This window comes from Phaeodactylibacter xiamenensis (assembly GCF_965229835.1).
GTDB classification, from domain to species: domain Bacteria; phylum Bacteroidota; class Bacteroidia; order Chitinophagales; family Saprospiraceae; genus Phaeodactylibacter; species Phaeodactylibacter xiamenensis.
On sequence record NZ_OZ245931.1, the window covers coordinates 6,798,608 to 6,812,496 of the forward strand.

The 13,889-nt window shown below is 46.0% G+C and carries 15 protein-coding genes and 1 CRISPR repeat array (1 of these 16 cut by a window edge); of the genes, 2 read left to right on the plus strand and 13 right to left on the minus strand.

Annotation, left to right across the window (positions count from 1 at the left end):
- A CRISPR array of direct repeats spans positions 1–260; the repeat unit is 30 nt; unit sequence GTTTCAATTCCAATCTGGTGCGATTAAGCG; it begins 4,687 nt to the left of the window's first position.
- A 514-nt stretch (positions 261–774) separates the two neighbouring features.
- Complete coding sequence (locus tag ACO08I_RS26250) at positions 775–1,371, plus strand: Uma2 family endonuclease (RefSeq protein WP_282780320.1); 597 nt, start codon at positions 775–777, stop codon at positions 1,369–1,371.
- Between the two features lie 64 nt (positions 1,372–1,435).
- On the opposite strand, the gene cas2 is transcribed toward ACO08I_RS26250, so the two are convergent.
- The 13 genes from cas2 to ACO08I_RS26315 all read right to left on the minus strand — a co-directional run bounded on the left by cas2 (position 1,436) and on the right by ACO08I_RS26315 (position 12,241).
- Positions 1,436–1,699 carry a CRISPR-associated endonuclease Cas2 gene (cas2, locus tag ACO08I_RS26255; protein ID WP_282780318.1) on the minus strand — a complete coding sequence of 88 codons (264 nt, stop codon included), beginning with the start codon at positions 1,697–1,699 and terminating at the stop codon, positions 1,436–1,438.
- The gene (cas1b, locus tag ACO08I_RS26260) at positions 1,699–2,709 is read right to left on the minus strand and encodes a type I-B CRISPR-associated endonuclease Cas1b (RefSeq protein ID WP_282780316.1); all 1,011 of its coding nucleotides are present in this window, start codon (positions 2,707–2,709) and stop codon (positions 1,699–1,701) included. Before cas1b ends, cas2 begins: the two co-directional genes overlap by 1 nt.
- A gap of 11 nt (positions 2,710–2,720) precedes the next feature.
- Positions 2,721–3,215, minus strand: a complete 495-nt coding sequence (cas4, locus tag ACO08I_RS26265) for a CRISPR-associated protein Cas4 (RefSeq protein ID WP_282780314.1) — start codon at positions 3,213–3,215, stop codon at positions 2,721–2,723.
- A complete protein-coding gene (locus ACO08I_RS26270; protein WP_282780311.1) occupies positions 3,212–4,279 on the minus strand; it encodes a hypothetical protein in 1,068 nt (355 codons plus the stop codon). Before ACO08I_RS26270 ends, cas4 begins: the two co-directional genes overlap by 4 nt.
- Positions 4,280–4,293: 14 nt before the next feature.
- Complete coding sequence (locus ACO08I_RS26275) at positions 4,294–5,622, minus strand: hypothetical protein (RefSeq protein ID WP_282780309.1); 1,329 nt, start codon at positions 5,620–5,622, stop codon at positions 4,294–4,296.
- A 3-nt stretch (positions 5,623–5,625) separates the two neighbouring features.
- The gene (gene cas3 / locus ACO08I_RS26280) at positions 5,626–7,899 is read right to left on the minus strand and encodes a CRISPR-associated helicase Cas3' (protein WP_421947584.1); all 2,274 of its coding nucleotides are present in this window, start codon (positions 7,897–7,899) and stop codon (positions 5,626–5,628) included.
- Entirely contained in the window at positions 7,892–8,488 is a 597-nt protein-coding gene (locus ACO08I_RS26285) for a hypothetical protein (protein WP_421947585.1), read from the minus strand. The genes cas3 and ACO08I_RS26285 overlap by 8 nt, the downstream gene beginning before the upstream one ends.
- 138 nt (positions 8,489–8,626) lie before the next feature.
- Positions 8,627–9,292, minus strand: a complete 666-nt coding sequence (gene cas6, locus ACO08I_RS26290; protein WP_421947586.1) for a CRISPR-associated endoribonuclease Cas6 — start codon at positions 9,290–9,292, stop codon at positions 8,627–8,629.
- A gap of 232 nt (positions 9,293–9,524) precedes the next feature.
- Positions 9,525–9,854, minus strand: a complete 330-nt coding sequence (locus ACO08I_RS26295) for a DUF5615 family PIN-like protein (RefSeq protein ID WP_282780301.1) — start codon at positions 9,852–9,854, stop codon at positions 9,525–9,527.
- A gap of 239 nt (positions 9,855–10,093) precedes the next feature.
- Positions 10,094–10,324, minus strand: coding sequence for a DUF433 domain-containing protein (locus ACO08I_RS26300; protein ID WP_282780299.1), 231 nt, complete (start codon positions 10,322–10,324; stop codon positions 10,094–10,096).
- A 146-nt stretch (positions 10,325–10,470) separates the two neighbouring features.
- Positions 10,471–10,902: a type II toxin-antitoxin system VapC family toxin gene (locus ACO08I_RS26305; protein WP_421947587.1), complete on the minus strand. Its 432-nt coding sequence runs from the start codon at positions 10,900–10,902 to the stop codon at positions 10,471–10,473.
- Entirely contained in the window at positions 10,892–11,149 is a 258-nt protein-coding gene (locus ACO08I_RS26310) for a DUF6364 family protein (RefSeq protein WP_282780294.1), read from the minus strand. Before ACO08I_RS26310 ends, ACO08I_RS26305 begins: the two co-directional genes overlap by 11 nt.
- A gap of 123 nt (positions 11,150–11,272) precedes the next feature.
- A complete protein-coding gene (locus ACO08I_RS26315) occupies positions 11,273–12,241 on the minus strand; it encodes a helix-turn-helix transcriptional regulator (protein ID WP_282780293.1) in 969 nt (322 codons plus the stop codon).
- A 295-nt stretch (positions 12,242–12,536) separates the two neighbouring features.
- Here ACO08I_RS26315 and ACO08I_RS26320 point away from each other — a divergent pair, with 295 nt between their 5' ends.
- A complete protein-coding gene (locus tag ACO08I_RS26320; RefSeq protein ID WP_421947588.1) occupies positions 12,537–13,889 on the plus strand; it encodes a TrkH family potassium uptake protein in 1,353 nt (450 codons plus the stop codon).

The window sequence follows — 13,889 nt, forward strand, 5'->3', positions numbered from 1 at the left end:
CATCTTCAGCGTCTTTTTGATCTACTGGCAAGCCCGTTTCAATTCCAATCTGGTGCGATTAAGCGTACGGTTGATACGCTTTCCAGTCTGGCGGATACCAGTTTCAATTCCAATCTGGTGCGATTAAGCGTTGCAGAACGAGGAAAGGCGAAAGGAGGAATTGCACGTTTCAATTCCAATCTGGTGCGATTAAGCGCTGGAATGATACCCGTAGCCGCAGCGGGCAACAGGTTTCAATTCCAATCTGGTGCGATTAAGCGGCCGGTAAAACCTATGCGTAAGTAACTAAAGATTAACCAATTGTCAAAGAACGTTGAGCCTTTTTAGCTCCGGTTTTTCGTCGGCCGCCGGTAAGCTGATTTTGCCGCAGGGTCGACGACTGGCTTAACACATTGATGGTCAGTATTTTGAGTATTTCAATGGGTCTGCGTTTTATACCGTTTGTGTTTTCGGCCGGCAGGTCGACGCACGCTCCAAACACCGGCTGACCTCCTTTTGCTTCAGCCCGGTCACCCGTTTGTCGGTCTGGCACTCACTGCAGCTATACTCGGAACGGAGAGGTCTGAGCGTCCACCCGACGCACGAGTATATGCCGACACGAAGTCGTGTTTGGTCCCAAACTACTTCGTCCTCGGTATACTAAAGATAAGGATACTTCCGGAAGATTCTACCCTGATGAAGATGGCGTTCTGAATCCTTCACTTACAGCGCCGACAGACAACGATAAAGTTGAACTATTGGTCATTTATCTGTATTTTAACTAAAAGAATTGGCATGATTACCAGTATCGATCAATTGGACCTGTCCAAAAAATACACTTATGCCGACTATCTCAGCTGGCAACTGGAAGATAGGGTCGAACTCATTCGTGGAAAGGTCGTGCAAATGGTATATACACCAGGTACTTCCCATCAAACGGCTTCCATTAATCTGCAAGGCCTTATCGGCAGCTATCTGAAAGACAAAAATTGTAAGCTGTTTAGTGCCCCGTTTGATGTACGCCTGCCTTTGCCGGAAGCAGATCAACAACAAAATCGATCCGAAACCGTTGTGCAGCCCGACCTCTGCATCATCTGCGACCTCGGTAAAATCGATGATCACGGCTGCAATAGTGCACCCGATTGGATCATCGAAATCCTTTCCCAAAGTACCGCCCATAAAGACCTCAACGAAAAGTTTGAGCTCTACCGCCACGCCGGCGTACAAGAGTACTGGGTCGTGCACCCGGCTGAAGGTACAGTGCTCCCTTACTGGCTGGACGCTGACAGGCAGTATGCCTTGCCGCGCTCCACCCCGTACACCGTGGGCGATAAGGTGCCGGTGGGGCTTTTCCCTGGGTTTGAGGTGGAGTTGGGGGCGGTGTTTGGGTGAGCAGATGCTCACACTGGTATTTCAAAGAGCATTGAACACAGATCAAAATCGGGATTTCTCCATCCTACAAAAACTGGTCGATCTCATTTTTCTCCAGCCCGATCACCTGCTTGTCCAGCCAGCGCTCGTTCCTACTGCTAAAGATAATGATACTGTCGTAAGATTCATCCATAATCTGCCGGGCTTCGAAGATCATTTCCTTGAGCTTGAGCTCGCTGATGGCGCCTTCAAAGACGGAGTTCTGAATCCAGTTGAGGTAGCGGCGGCACAGCTTCAGCATTTTGCCGACCCGCTTTTGATGAACATCGTAGACCAGGATTACATACATTACCACCAGATTTTGAAGGGTTCAAACTGAGGCTCCATTTTGAGCAAGTGCTTTGCTAGTTTGTAGCAGTCCAGGCGGAGTAAGTGCCGGTAGCTGACCTTGCGCTCCAGTTTCCGGTGCTGTATCGTCTGTTGCAGGCGTTCTTCCCAGGCTTGTACCACCTTTTTCCGGCCCGCTGGCGATAGAAAGCAGGCATTGTCTACCCAATCGAAGTGTTCTGGGCGGATTTCCCTGCGGTTGCATAACCGGAAGATTAGCCGGTCTACCAGAATGGGCTTGAAAATTTCGGAAATATCCAAGGCCAGGCTGAAACGGCGGGTGCCTGGTTCGTGCAAATAACTCAGGGTAGGGTTGAGCTGTGAATTGTAGATGGCATCAAGGCATACAGTATAGCAAAGTGAATTGCCAAAACTAATCAGTGCGTTGAGCTCGTCTGCTGGTGGCCGCTTGCGTCTTCCCTTCCATTCAAAAGTATCAATGATGCTATCAAATGACTGGTAGTACGTTTGCCGGGCATTGCCTTCCAACCCCATCAAATGCCCCACATCCTTTGCATTTGGCAACTCTGCTTTCAGTTGCTCGACCTGCCTGATAATGTCGCGGAGCTCCCGGCCGCGGTTTCCGTAATACTTTAAATTTTTGAGGATGTTAAACATACTGGCTTCTACGAAGGCCTTCGCTATGCCCAGGCGCTGCGAAGTCTCACGGTAGGCATCAGCCTGAGCTATAAGAAGCTGGCCAGCGAGTAAATGTTCTTTGGGGGCAAAACTCCCGGTGTAGTGTTGATAATAGTCAAAAAAGTGCACCGGGATGTGATTGCGGCCCAAAAAATTGTACAAGGCACTATTGGTATCCAAACTACCAAAAATATAAAGCGCACTTACGCCTTCTACCGGTAGGTACCTTGGCTTCAGGTCCGATCGTTCCTCGGTTGGCTGAGGTTCAAACTTCAAGGTATTCTCACGCCGGCTCATGCGCCCGGGATTGAACAGGTAATACGCTTTCTTCATAGCCATACGGTTTATACAAAACAAAAGTCCCTGTACGCACAATTTTTACAATAGGCTTTTTTGACCAAAGCCGGGCAGTAATCTTGCTTCACAATTCGTTCGATTTCAGCTTCCCAGCCTTGGATGTCTTGCCGGATTTCATCGGTAAGTCTTACTGTTCTGCTACGCCGTTGTTTTGGATATTCAAGTATACCCTGTACGCCATCAATACCTGCTTTTTCCAATACATACAGATAGTACTGGACTTGTGCCACATGGGCGTGTTCCAGTTTAGAGCTTTTCTTGACTTCCCGCACCAGCTTTTCGCGTGGGTCAAAATGGTCAATTTTCAGGAACCCCAGGTTGAGCTCCCGCCAGCGGGAAGCACGGTGGGCGTAGGACTGCTTTCCAATAAGCTTGCCTTCGCCCACCGCAGCGCTGTTGTCCTCCTGCCGCATACCCCGGTGGTGCAGCCACAGCTTTCGGTGGCAGAGGTGGTAGTAGGTGATGTGGGAGGCGGAGATCATGAGGTTTGCATGATACCCTTCTGCAACTCTTGCAAAATGTGTTGCTCTGCATTATTCATGGCATTACCGTCTACAACCACTTCGCTAACAAAACCTTTTACTGCTGGAGCTAAAAACAACTCAACACCGTCAATAGAATCATCAATTACTGGTGCTGCCTTGTAAGGCTGCGTTGCGTCTTCCACAATATCCGCGCGGATAGCATTGATGATACTGTTTGCGTTGTTGCTAACAGCCAGAGCTAATGTCCCCTGCGGACTAAAGGTCCGGCTCTGATTACTCGTTATACGCCAGTTCACAATTGCTTTTGCTAAAGCTTTAAGAATCTGACTTTGCCGTTCTGTAGGGGCGTATAAGCGCTCTCCAACTTCCCTCCATCCCTCATCTTTCAGCTCGGCTATTTGCTCTTCAGTAATTTCCGGATCATACTGGTTAGTAGAAACAGAGAAAAGCGTAGTTAAGTCAACAGCTATATCAAAAACAAACAATCCATTTGCTCGGGGGCCTAATTTGAGCCAGTTACGCATGGGAAGCGTTTTATCAGCTTCAGTTAAATACGCTTTTATTTCTTCAGGGCTGAGTTCATTGCCTTTTTCATCTGTAACCCTCACCTTATGATAGCCAGGTTGATCGCTACGGTCAAATGTGCCGCTTTCAGAATCTTCCAATCGAGCCAGGGACGGATGTAATGGCCTCATGGCTGAGATAGAAAGAGGGCTTCTTCTTTTTACAGCGGTAGCACCCTTTTGAGCGCGCATCCATCCGCCTATAAGTTGATCGGCATATTTTGGGTCACAAGGGTTCCAAGGCTCTTTTTGGTCAGATTGTTTGACTTCGCCTGCTTTCGCTTTTTTTAGCTGGTAGTTGAACGTAATAGGGGCACGTCGTTCCCCATCCATGGATTCTACCATAGCATCAAGTATAGAGCGTTTCACTTGTTGGCCACTTGAGTAGGGCTGGGGTTTGTTTGTTAATGCATCCCAATAGTGCTTTTGCCCGTCACTAACGCCAAAGACAGTATGTTCAACTTGGCGCAATCCTCGGATATAAATGAATCTAGACATAGTGATTAATTTTTTTAAAGGTTATTGTAAGCATGCTTAAAGCGTACAAGCGTGATGAATAGCGGGACGTTAGTTGCTGGCATCCGCATCAGTTCGTGTACCGTTTTCTCAAAAACGCCTTTCTGCTCAGCAGCAGGAGATTGTTTAAATTCTTCTTCTGTAATAAGGTCAGTCAGTGCGGTTATAAATTGCTTCTTACCGCCTGCTTCTAAGACTTTCGCAACAGCTTGCGAAAGGACTTTTTTACCTCTGGATGAGGGCCCTACCTTAGACAGGACTTCAGCCAGCTCTTGTGCAGTCAAGAGTAACTCTTCGTTCTTAAGCATAGCAATGATCCATGTTTGATATATTCTGAAATTGATGATAGTATTTTCACTGAACTTGATAGACTTTGGACTTTGATCCCTGGTAGTCATATATTTCCGGAGGTCTTTGGGCTCTACTGCCCTCAATCCGATAGCTCCCATACGGCAAGCCTGAAAAAAGCTTAGTTCAGTGTCGTATAGCGCTTCTAAGCTTTTTCTTTCCCTGGTGAAATCCTCTGCGCCGAAGAGTTTCTCGTACAGTGTTGATAACTTTTGTATTTCACCTAGCTTGATCGGTACGAAACCGATGGAAGTATTTGTTTGTCCAAAGGAATAGATATAGGTCATGACATCTGGCTGCTTCGCGATTCGTGCTAAAGCAAAAAGTACGCTGATCCAGGAAGGGGTGACAAAAGCGCTCACTCCATCTTTCATACTCATTGCATCCGGTGGTGGAAAGTGAGCTAATCGGTCTTTTTCTACTTTTCGATTAGCATTATGTATGAGCCACCAGGCATTCCAACTGTCAATCTGATGAGGTTTGAGGGTGTCATATTGATCGAGGAATTTTCTGTAATAAATCCAGCCCTCTACAATCAAGTCGAGTATTGCTGGCGTCTTTACGAGCAAAGAAACTCCTCCTTTGACCCCGATACCTGCCGCCATTCCAAGCCAAGAGAAGTAAGCATCGTCGGTATGAAAACTAATATCTATTTGACTGATTTGACTTGCAGTTGCAGAAGAAAGTTCTCGGCTAAAACCACCCATAAACAGGTGCCCTTCCCGCCCCTCCAATACTTCAACATCTTCATGAAAAGCAGATAGTGCTGCCTGCCTTACTTCTGCTGTAAGCGGCTTTTTCTTTTTCTGTTTGTATGCTTGATCAAATTTGGAGTTGTTGGCCAGCATAAGATAGCGTTCACTATCAAAAAACAACGGAAAGAACTCTTCGTCAAAGTACGTTTTGACAGTGACCTCTCTCCCTGTACGTTCTTTCCAGCGGCTAAAAATCAACTTTCCGATTTCTGCTGTATACATAGACTAAAGGATTTGTGCGTTAGGAGATACTTGCTTTTCTGTGATGAGCCCTCTTCGGTCTTTTTCATCAAACTTATAGCGCTCATCAGGAAGAATTAATGGATAGCTTCCTGACTGCTCGATAGCCAATTTGTTATATCTGTTGAAGTTTCCAGGTACAGGTATCTCGTAAAGTGGCTTTTTATCATGTCGGGCATATCGGTATTCTTCCACTTCACTGGCTAAAACACAGCACTGCCCTTCAATACCCAGGGCTTCAATGATTACCCCTCTGGGTCGGTGCTCCAACTTTTTCATTCTGCAGCGGTCGCCCTCTATAAACTGGTAATCATTGGAAGTGGGAATGGGGGCGCTTTCAGGATAGACTTGATCCAGAAGAGACTGTGTCATTTTCTCTTTAAACACATCTCCGTCCGGTAAAACCTCATAAGAACGTTTAACGACATCTATGTCATAAGGCAGGACCTCCCTGGGTTTATCAGAAGGAGCAAGGATATGAATAGGGCGTAATGTCCGCTCGCTTTTTGGTTTCCTTTTTCTATTGACTCTTCCGAAGCGCTGAATCAAAGCATCAAGAGGTGCTGCTTCTGTAATCATGCGGTCATAAGAGATATCCAAGCTAACTTCTACAACCTGTGTAGCCACCGCAATCGCTGCCTGGGTTCCGAAGCTGGAGTCTTGTAATTCGATTACCTCTTTTTCAAGTTTTGCTCGGTCCTTTCGCCGATATCGGCTATGAATTAGGACTATAGGTATATTGCTGTGCTTTTGTCGTAGTGATTCGTAGATTTCTTGTGCCCTTTTTACTTGGTTTGCAACTATCAATATGCGCTCCCCTTCGGCAAGAGCAAGGTCAATGATTGAATCCATAGCAGCACGATCTATGGGGCTACCTTCATGAGTTTTATGAATGACATGACGGTCGAAATCTTCAAGTATATGCTCATCTAGCTCTACTTGATATACAGAATCTAAACCTCCGAGTATCGTTAATAGCCGATGGGCAAGGGCCTTAGGTAGGGTTGCAGTTCCGATATGCACACTGCATTCCAGCGCAATCAATCGCTGCACTATTTCAAGTACCATCCGTTGTGCTTTATCGCTAAAGGTATGGACCTCGTCTAGAATCACATCTTGTCCACGCACATCCAAAGCTATGCTTTCATGACCTGGCGTGCCAAAAACCAAGGCAGACAATTGGTGTGGCGTCATCACCTTAATAGAAGCTCCAGGATGATGCTGCATGTCAACATCTTCAGATGCTTCTTCTGCAATCTTTTTTCCTGCTGGTTCGGTTTCGAGACTGACTTTTGAAGCGGCATGCACTCTCCTTATATCTTCTTCTGGGAAGTCGTCCTTAAACCGCTTATACATCGCATTAATAGATGCCTGGAAAGGTAAAGTGTAGAAAATACGCCCCTTACACCTTCGAACAAGGAAGTCGGTTTTACCTGCTCCAGTGGGTGCTGTGACCAGTGTATGCTTTTTGGCAACATCTATCTTTACCTGTGAAAGCGGGTACAAATAGGCACGTTCACTCTTCGTCCGCTGCTCATAAGGTTTTGTGTCAGGCACTTTAAATAGGTTAAGAGTCCTCTTTGTCGTTTCATCCTTGAAACCACTTGCAAAATGGTCAGCAGTCATGAGCAAGCCGCGATGCGGCGACCAATCATTTGGCATGCTTTCCACATAATCTATAGCGTATTTTAAAGCATCTGATGCTTCTTCTTCAGAAATTTCAATTTTAGGCAAGCCAAATGTTAAAGCGACCTCAATTGCAGCGGGTGCCCATTCCTCATAGTAGTTCAAGTGTGTTTCGAGTATCATTGATGGATCTCCGGCTTCTTCTTCCAACAGGTCAAGCAAACCTCTGCCGGATTTGTCTCCAACGATAGACTTGTGATGAGCTACGACCATTTCGATTAGCGCCGGCCACTCATTTTTTGGGAAAAGCGGCAAAAATGCCAGAGAAGAGTATTCATGCCGATGCGTGGGTACTTTATCCAGGTCTCGCCACCTTAGTTCTTTTCTAATAGCTTCGCTTCCTGCCAGCTTTTTGAGCCATTCTTCTCTGTGCTGTTTTGGTTTGTCAAGAAGCATCGCTTGAAATACCGGATGCCCCTTGCCCAAGTCATGTAGGATAGCACCTTTTATCGCCAATTCCTGATCAAATGAATAGGCTTTTGCAAAGGCCTCAATGGCTTGAACTACATGCAAAGTATGCTCCTCCAGGAACAACAAACCTCTATCTGCACTTTTTGCCAGAAGATTACGCATAGTCGTGAAATTGAGAAGCATCACCAATTATTTCAAGTCGACCGTACATAGGAGCGGCTTGATGATACCGATTGTACCCAACCAAAAAGGCTTCATCAAGATGTTCGCCGAACTGTAGCTCAAAGCCTACCAATTCCTCAAATTCAGTCTCAGGCATCGATCGTAGATCAGTAGGATATACCAAGTCTTCATTTCTGCAGAGACATAGGTGCTGTTGGGCCGCGATCTCCGCATCAGGTAGTGACTCAAAAGCCAAGTACAGTATAGGGTTCAAGAGCACGCTGCGGAAGAGAATGCCCTGCTGCCGCCTCATTTTGACTTTTGCTTTTTGCCCCTTTATCTTTTTTGTCTCGTAATCCGCCCCTTGAATAACTTCCATTTGCCTTGCTAATCCATTATAGGCGAGCCTGTGACGTTTGATCTTGAATATACCTTGTTCTGAGAGCAATTCCGGGAAAAGCTTTTTCTCCATTCCTTCAACTATACTAGGTGTAAGGAACTGCTGCGAAAATGTCTCTCCATCCCGAACCGCCGTCCAAGGCTTAATAAACCCAAATGGCCCGGTATACTTCACGACGTGATATTCCATGAATCAATTTTTTGAAACTAAATGCCTTTGTAAATCTGTTGCTTACCAAGAGTGCAAGTTGCTATAGTTTCTCAAACCCGCACCTTGCGGAGGATGCCAGTATTGGCACGGTTGCGTAGGAATTTGCACTTATTGTCTTCATCTCAACGCCCCAAACCCAATCCCCGTAGAATGCCCGACCCCCACATCCCAGGCGAAGCGCACCGCTTCCGGGTCGCCCTCCACAATGACCGGGCAGAAGGTGCCAATCAGGTCAATCTTATTGAAGGTGATCTTCTTGGTCTTCGGATTTTGGTATTCCGGGTCAAATGCCACTGCTGCTTCGTAATTCAAGCCGGCGCGTTCAAGCTTTTTTTGAAGGGTAGCAGTCATTAGGGCATTCGCATCTTCATCGCCGGGGAAGACAAACTGTTGCCCATTATCTTCTTCCCGCCGTTTTTTGATGAAGATGGGGCTTTGGGCAAAAAATCGCTGCCGCTCCCCAAAATCAGGTGTAGTGCGCATCCTTACTTCTTCTACACGCATGCCCCACTGTATCGTCTCATCCTTAAACAAACCTGATACAGCGCTTTTGTGCAGGCCTTCAAGTGGAGAGCTGATAAAGAACTCCGCGCCATGCCGAAAGTCATAGCCTTTTTTATCCCGGCGCATCTTGCCGCCGTAAAGCCAGGAAAGGGAATACAATGAAATCTCATCGTGCAGCTCATTCTCCCCTAGCCATTTGTGGAAGGCGCCTACCAATGCCCTTTGGTAATTGAAGGGGACGATTTCTGTGTTCGGTGTCAGTCTCAAATATATCCGCATAAACCATCATTTTTATCAATCATGTTCAGTGGCAAAGCTACAACCACCCCTGGGGCAGCTGTCACCCCACCCTTTAAAAACTTTAAACAGAATACTCTTTTATACGCTCATCTATCTACAATGTTTCTAATTAGCGTATTATTGAAAAGCCCGGTTTAGGTGCGATTAAACTGAAAAGATTAAGAGTCACGCATATGTTTCAATTCCTTTAACCGGGCTATTTCCAGCATATTTAAATGCTAATCTTCAATACGCCTTTGTCACTTGTCATAAAGTACTTAATCGATGTTTCCTGTCTTTTAATGATTGCCTTAATCTCTTTATTGGTACAGTTTCCCAGTTGCAACCAGATGATCTTTGGAGGGTGTCCTTTTTGGTTCAGGAGTGCCACAAAGTCTTTATCTTTTGTCATTATGTGAAAGCCTTCTTGCTTGGCGTACTCCCAGACTTCTATATCTCCTGCCCTTTCCAATGATATTTGAGAAACATGTATTATACCAGGATAGACTTCTTCGAGTTCTTCGCTTAATCTCGGGGTTATGTTATTGTCTAAAAGAATCATTTTTAAATCATTTTGACGGCCAATGCCTCATTTACGTTTTATGTTTTAATAATACCATTTATGACTTCATTTATTAAGAGTCACTCATATGGGCTTAAATATATAGAAAAAATCCTACGACTACAACATTTTTGTTAAAAAGTCAGTCACTTCGCCCTTAAACCAAAGCGTGTTATAGTCCCTACTTACTATAGATAACTTTAGGTATATACAGTAAGTAGGGGGTAGTTGTCGTCTATTTAGGCTGCGGCTTTAACAACGAGTGTATTATTCATTTCTTCAGCTGCATAAGCTAAAGCGGCGAGAATATCTTCTTCTTCTAGATAAGGAAAATCTTCCAAAATTTCTTCATGGCTCATGCCTGCCGCCAAATAACTCAAAATATCCCCTACCGTCATGCGCAATCCCCGGATGCAAGGTTGCCCACTCCGTTTCCCTGCCTCTAATGTAATTCTGTCTTTGTATTCCATGGTTCGTTGTATCTTAGAATATTCAGCAATATACTACAAAAAACATACGATGTAAAGCGAATGGCAATCTACAATTCAATATCCTGCTTCGAGTCTACCGCACAGTGTGAAATTATGGCGAGGCTATTACAAATATTCCCCTGGCTTTACGCTTCGTCCCCCCCTATAGTATTCAGGTAATGCTCCGGAGTGAGCACCGCAATTTCCGAACGGGCATAATCCTTTACATTTCTGGTCAAAATGGCTTCGAGCCCAAGGATAGTTATAGCACAAGAGTACTGAATAGAGTCTTCGAAGTCTTTGAAATCATTCTTTAAAGCCTGTAGGATTTCTTTTTCCGTCGCCCCTACGATTTCAGTCATCTCCGTTAACGCTTCTATGACCTGCAAGGTGTTTTTGTGCCCCAAGAACTTTCTGACGATATAATAAATGTTGTTGATGCTGGCTGCTGATAAATAGAGCTGTATGGCTCCTCGCTCACTGAGTTCAAAAATTTCACTTGCCGGATTTGCAAAGGGCGACCGATCGGTAAAGAAATCAAGCACAACATCGGCGTCGATAAATATCTTATTTGCCATACGCTTTAAGTAGTTCTTCGGTGAGGGTTTGCTTATAATCTATCTCCTGATCTGCTTTGATAATGCCCCTCAATCTTTTTACCCTGGGCGACAGTTTATCGGGCTTTACCGGAGCTCTTCGCTCAGCGGTAATGAATTTAAAGTAATTCTCAACAAGCTCCGATAAACTCTGCCCCTTATCTTTTGCGTACTCTTTTGCAATTTTTATGACTTCTTTTTCAATCGTCAGGGTTAACTTAGTATTCATAATATCTCTGTTTTTACGCACGTGCTCAAACTTGAAAAATCAACACGTGTTAGTTTAGCTTAGGTCAAAAATTGAGCATCCAAATTTCAGTCAGGAAAAGTTGTAGTGGCCCCCTTTCGCCATCTAAAAGCGCATCCGCTCCCGCTCCCGTTCCAAATGCCGCTTCAGCTCTACTGGCGCGACAACCTCAATGACCTGATGGTGAAAGCCTAGTATAAAATTGGTTAGGCCTTTAAATTGATGGTTAACACGAGCCTGGAAGTCATAGCGGTTATCTTGTTCTGCATCTTCCTGAATGAAGGCCTTGGTCAGCGGGTATCGCTCCACTAATTCGTTGTAGGCACCGACCTTTAGGCGTAAATGCACCATTTTCTGATGATCATCTACAATCCGGAAAGGGTCTGTAGCCAGGACCTTGTGCTCAGCTTCATTAGACCACGGCGTGTCAGTCATCCGTATGCGGCGTATCCTGGAGATACGAAAGTGGCGTAACATGCTCTTGTCTACATCATAGGCCTGTACGGTATCTTCTTCGATCCGGGCATAGAAGGGTTCCACTCTTCGATCACTTATGGCATTGCTATTGGAAGAGCGATAGGAAAGCAGGACCACTTGCACTTTTTGCTCGCGGGCTTGTTCCAGCAGTTGGAACTTAGTGAGGTAGGGACGCCGCCAGTGCTCGGGACCTGGGGTGGTGGCTGCCCCTGGGGTGTCTGCTGCCCCAGGGTAATCCTGACGGTTGCCAAAAATACTGGAGAGGCGCTTTTGGAGCTGCATAATTTTTTCGGAGGGGCTGTCCATGTTATTGAGTGCCCTAAGCAATAGCAACTGTTCCGACTCATTAAGTTGCAGCAGGGCTTTGAGGTCTTCAAAGGGTTTATCTGCCGCGAAAGCGTAGCGGTAGTTGGAGTCATAATCGAGATCAAAGCCGGTATTCCGGATCGCTTCAAAATCGTTTTTTATGGTGTCGGCAGAGACCTCATAAAGGTCAGCTAATTCCCGTTTTGTGTATCGGTACGGTTGCTCCTGAACCGCACGGAGTACTTTTAGCAATCTGCTTTTAGTGCTATATTCATGACCTTTTGATGCCATTGTAAGACCATTTTGATGTCAATAGATTTCGTGGCAACTAAAGTAATTAAAATGAAAATAAACCAGGCAGCAGTTGGTTAAGGGCTTAAATTAAGCTGCCGTGAATGCGCTGCAAGCGATCCTGGCGAAATAAGACACATGTTGCTTTTGCCGCAGGAGGTTAGCTAATCAACAAGACCTCAGTCTGTTATGAAGTTCGTTCTGTTCCCAGCGGGTTCACAGTAAAAGCCCCGGCACCTCGTTTCGAACATATCAATCCACCCCTGGGTTCCCATCTTATACCAACTGAACATCAATGAAGCGATCAGCCATCAGCAAGCTGAGAATCCTATACCGTAGATTCCAGCGAAGCAACTCCCCGCAGTTTAACCTCGTGTGGGGCTTTTTTCTGTACACTGTTGCCGGTTTTGTATTGCTGGCCCTGCCCTTTTTTCACAAGACAGATGTGAGCTTTATTGACAGCCTCTTTATTTCGACCTCCGCCGTCTCTACTACCGGGCTGGTGACGATTGGGGTGGAGTCGTCCTTCAATTTAGGAGGGCAGCTTGTGATACTGCTGTTGTTCCAGGTTGGCGGTATTGGCTACATGACGCTTACAACTTATTACCTGCTCTTTACTACCAACCGGATTTCGAGCTGGCACCAACGCCTGATTGGCACTGAGTTTACTATGCCGGAAACGATTCAGATCAAGGATTTTATCAGGAGTGTGATTTTGTACACAATTGTCATGGAGGTGTTGGGCACAATTGCGTTTTATGTGGCTTTTTCGGATACCGGAATGGACGGAGGGCAGGCTTTTTGGTATGCGGTTTTTCACAGCGTTTCTGCGTTTTGTACCGCTGGCTTTGCTTTGTTTGGCGATAGCTTCGAATCCTTCACAGATGCACCGGTCGTCAATGCGATTATTGCGGTTTTAGCTATTGCCGGTTCGCTGGGGTTTATTGTGGCTACTGATATCTGGTACCGGATTTCGGGCAGGTCCTCCAGGTTGTCTTTTACCACTAAGATTGTGGTTTGGGGTTCGTTCCTGCTCTTGCTGATGGGGACGCTGCTCTTTTACTTTTCTGATCCCGATGGTGGAGATGGGATGGACACCCTGCTGTCCGCCTTTTTTCAGTCGATGACTGCGATGACTACGGTGGGCTTCAATACGGTGCCGATCGGTGATTTAGCGCTCCCTACCTTGTTGTTTATGACGTTTTTGATGTACGTCGGGGCTTCGCCTTCCGGCACGGCGGGTGGATTGAAGATCACAACACTCACCGCTATGGTGGCAGTGCTGAAAAGCCGTTTGTTTGGGCAAAAAAGGGTTTCATTTTTTAACCACCTTATTCCCTTTGAACGGCTGTATGTGGCCACCTCTACCTTTATGCTGTATACATCCCTGATTTTCCTGTTTACTTTTTTGATGTCCTATTCTGAGCCTTTCCGCTTCGAGCAGATTTTATTTGAAGTCGCTTCTGCACTGGGCACCGTAGGCTTGAGTACCGGGATTACCGGCGATTTGTCCACTACCGGCAAATGGCTGATTATTGTAATCATGTTTGTGGGAAGGGTAGGGGTGCTGACTTTCGGCTTCGCCCTCCTGGCCCGGGCGAAGAAAGATGATGAAGTGCTTTCCGAAGAAGGAGATCTGGCTGTTTAA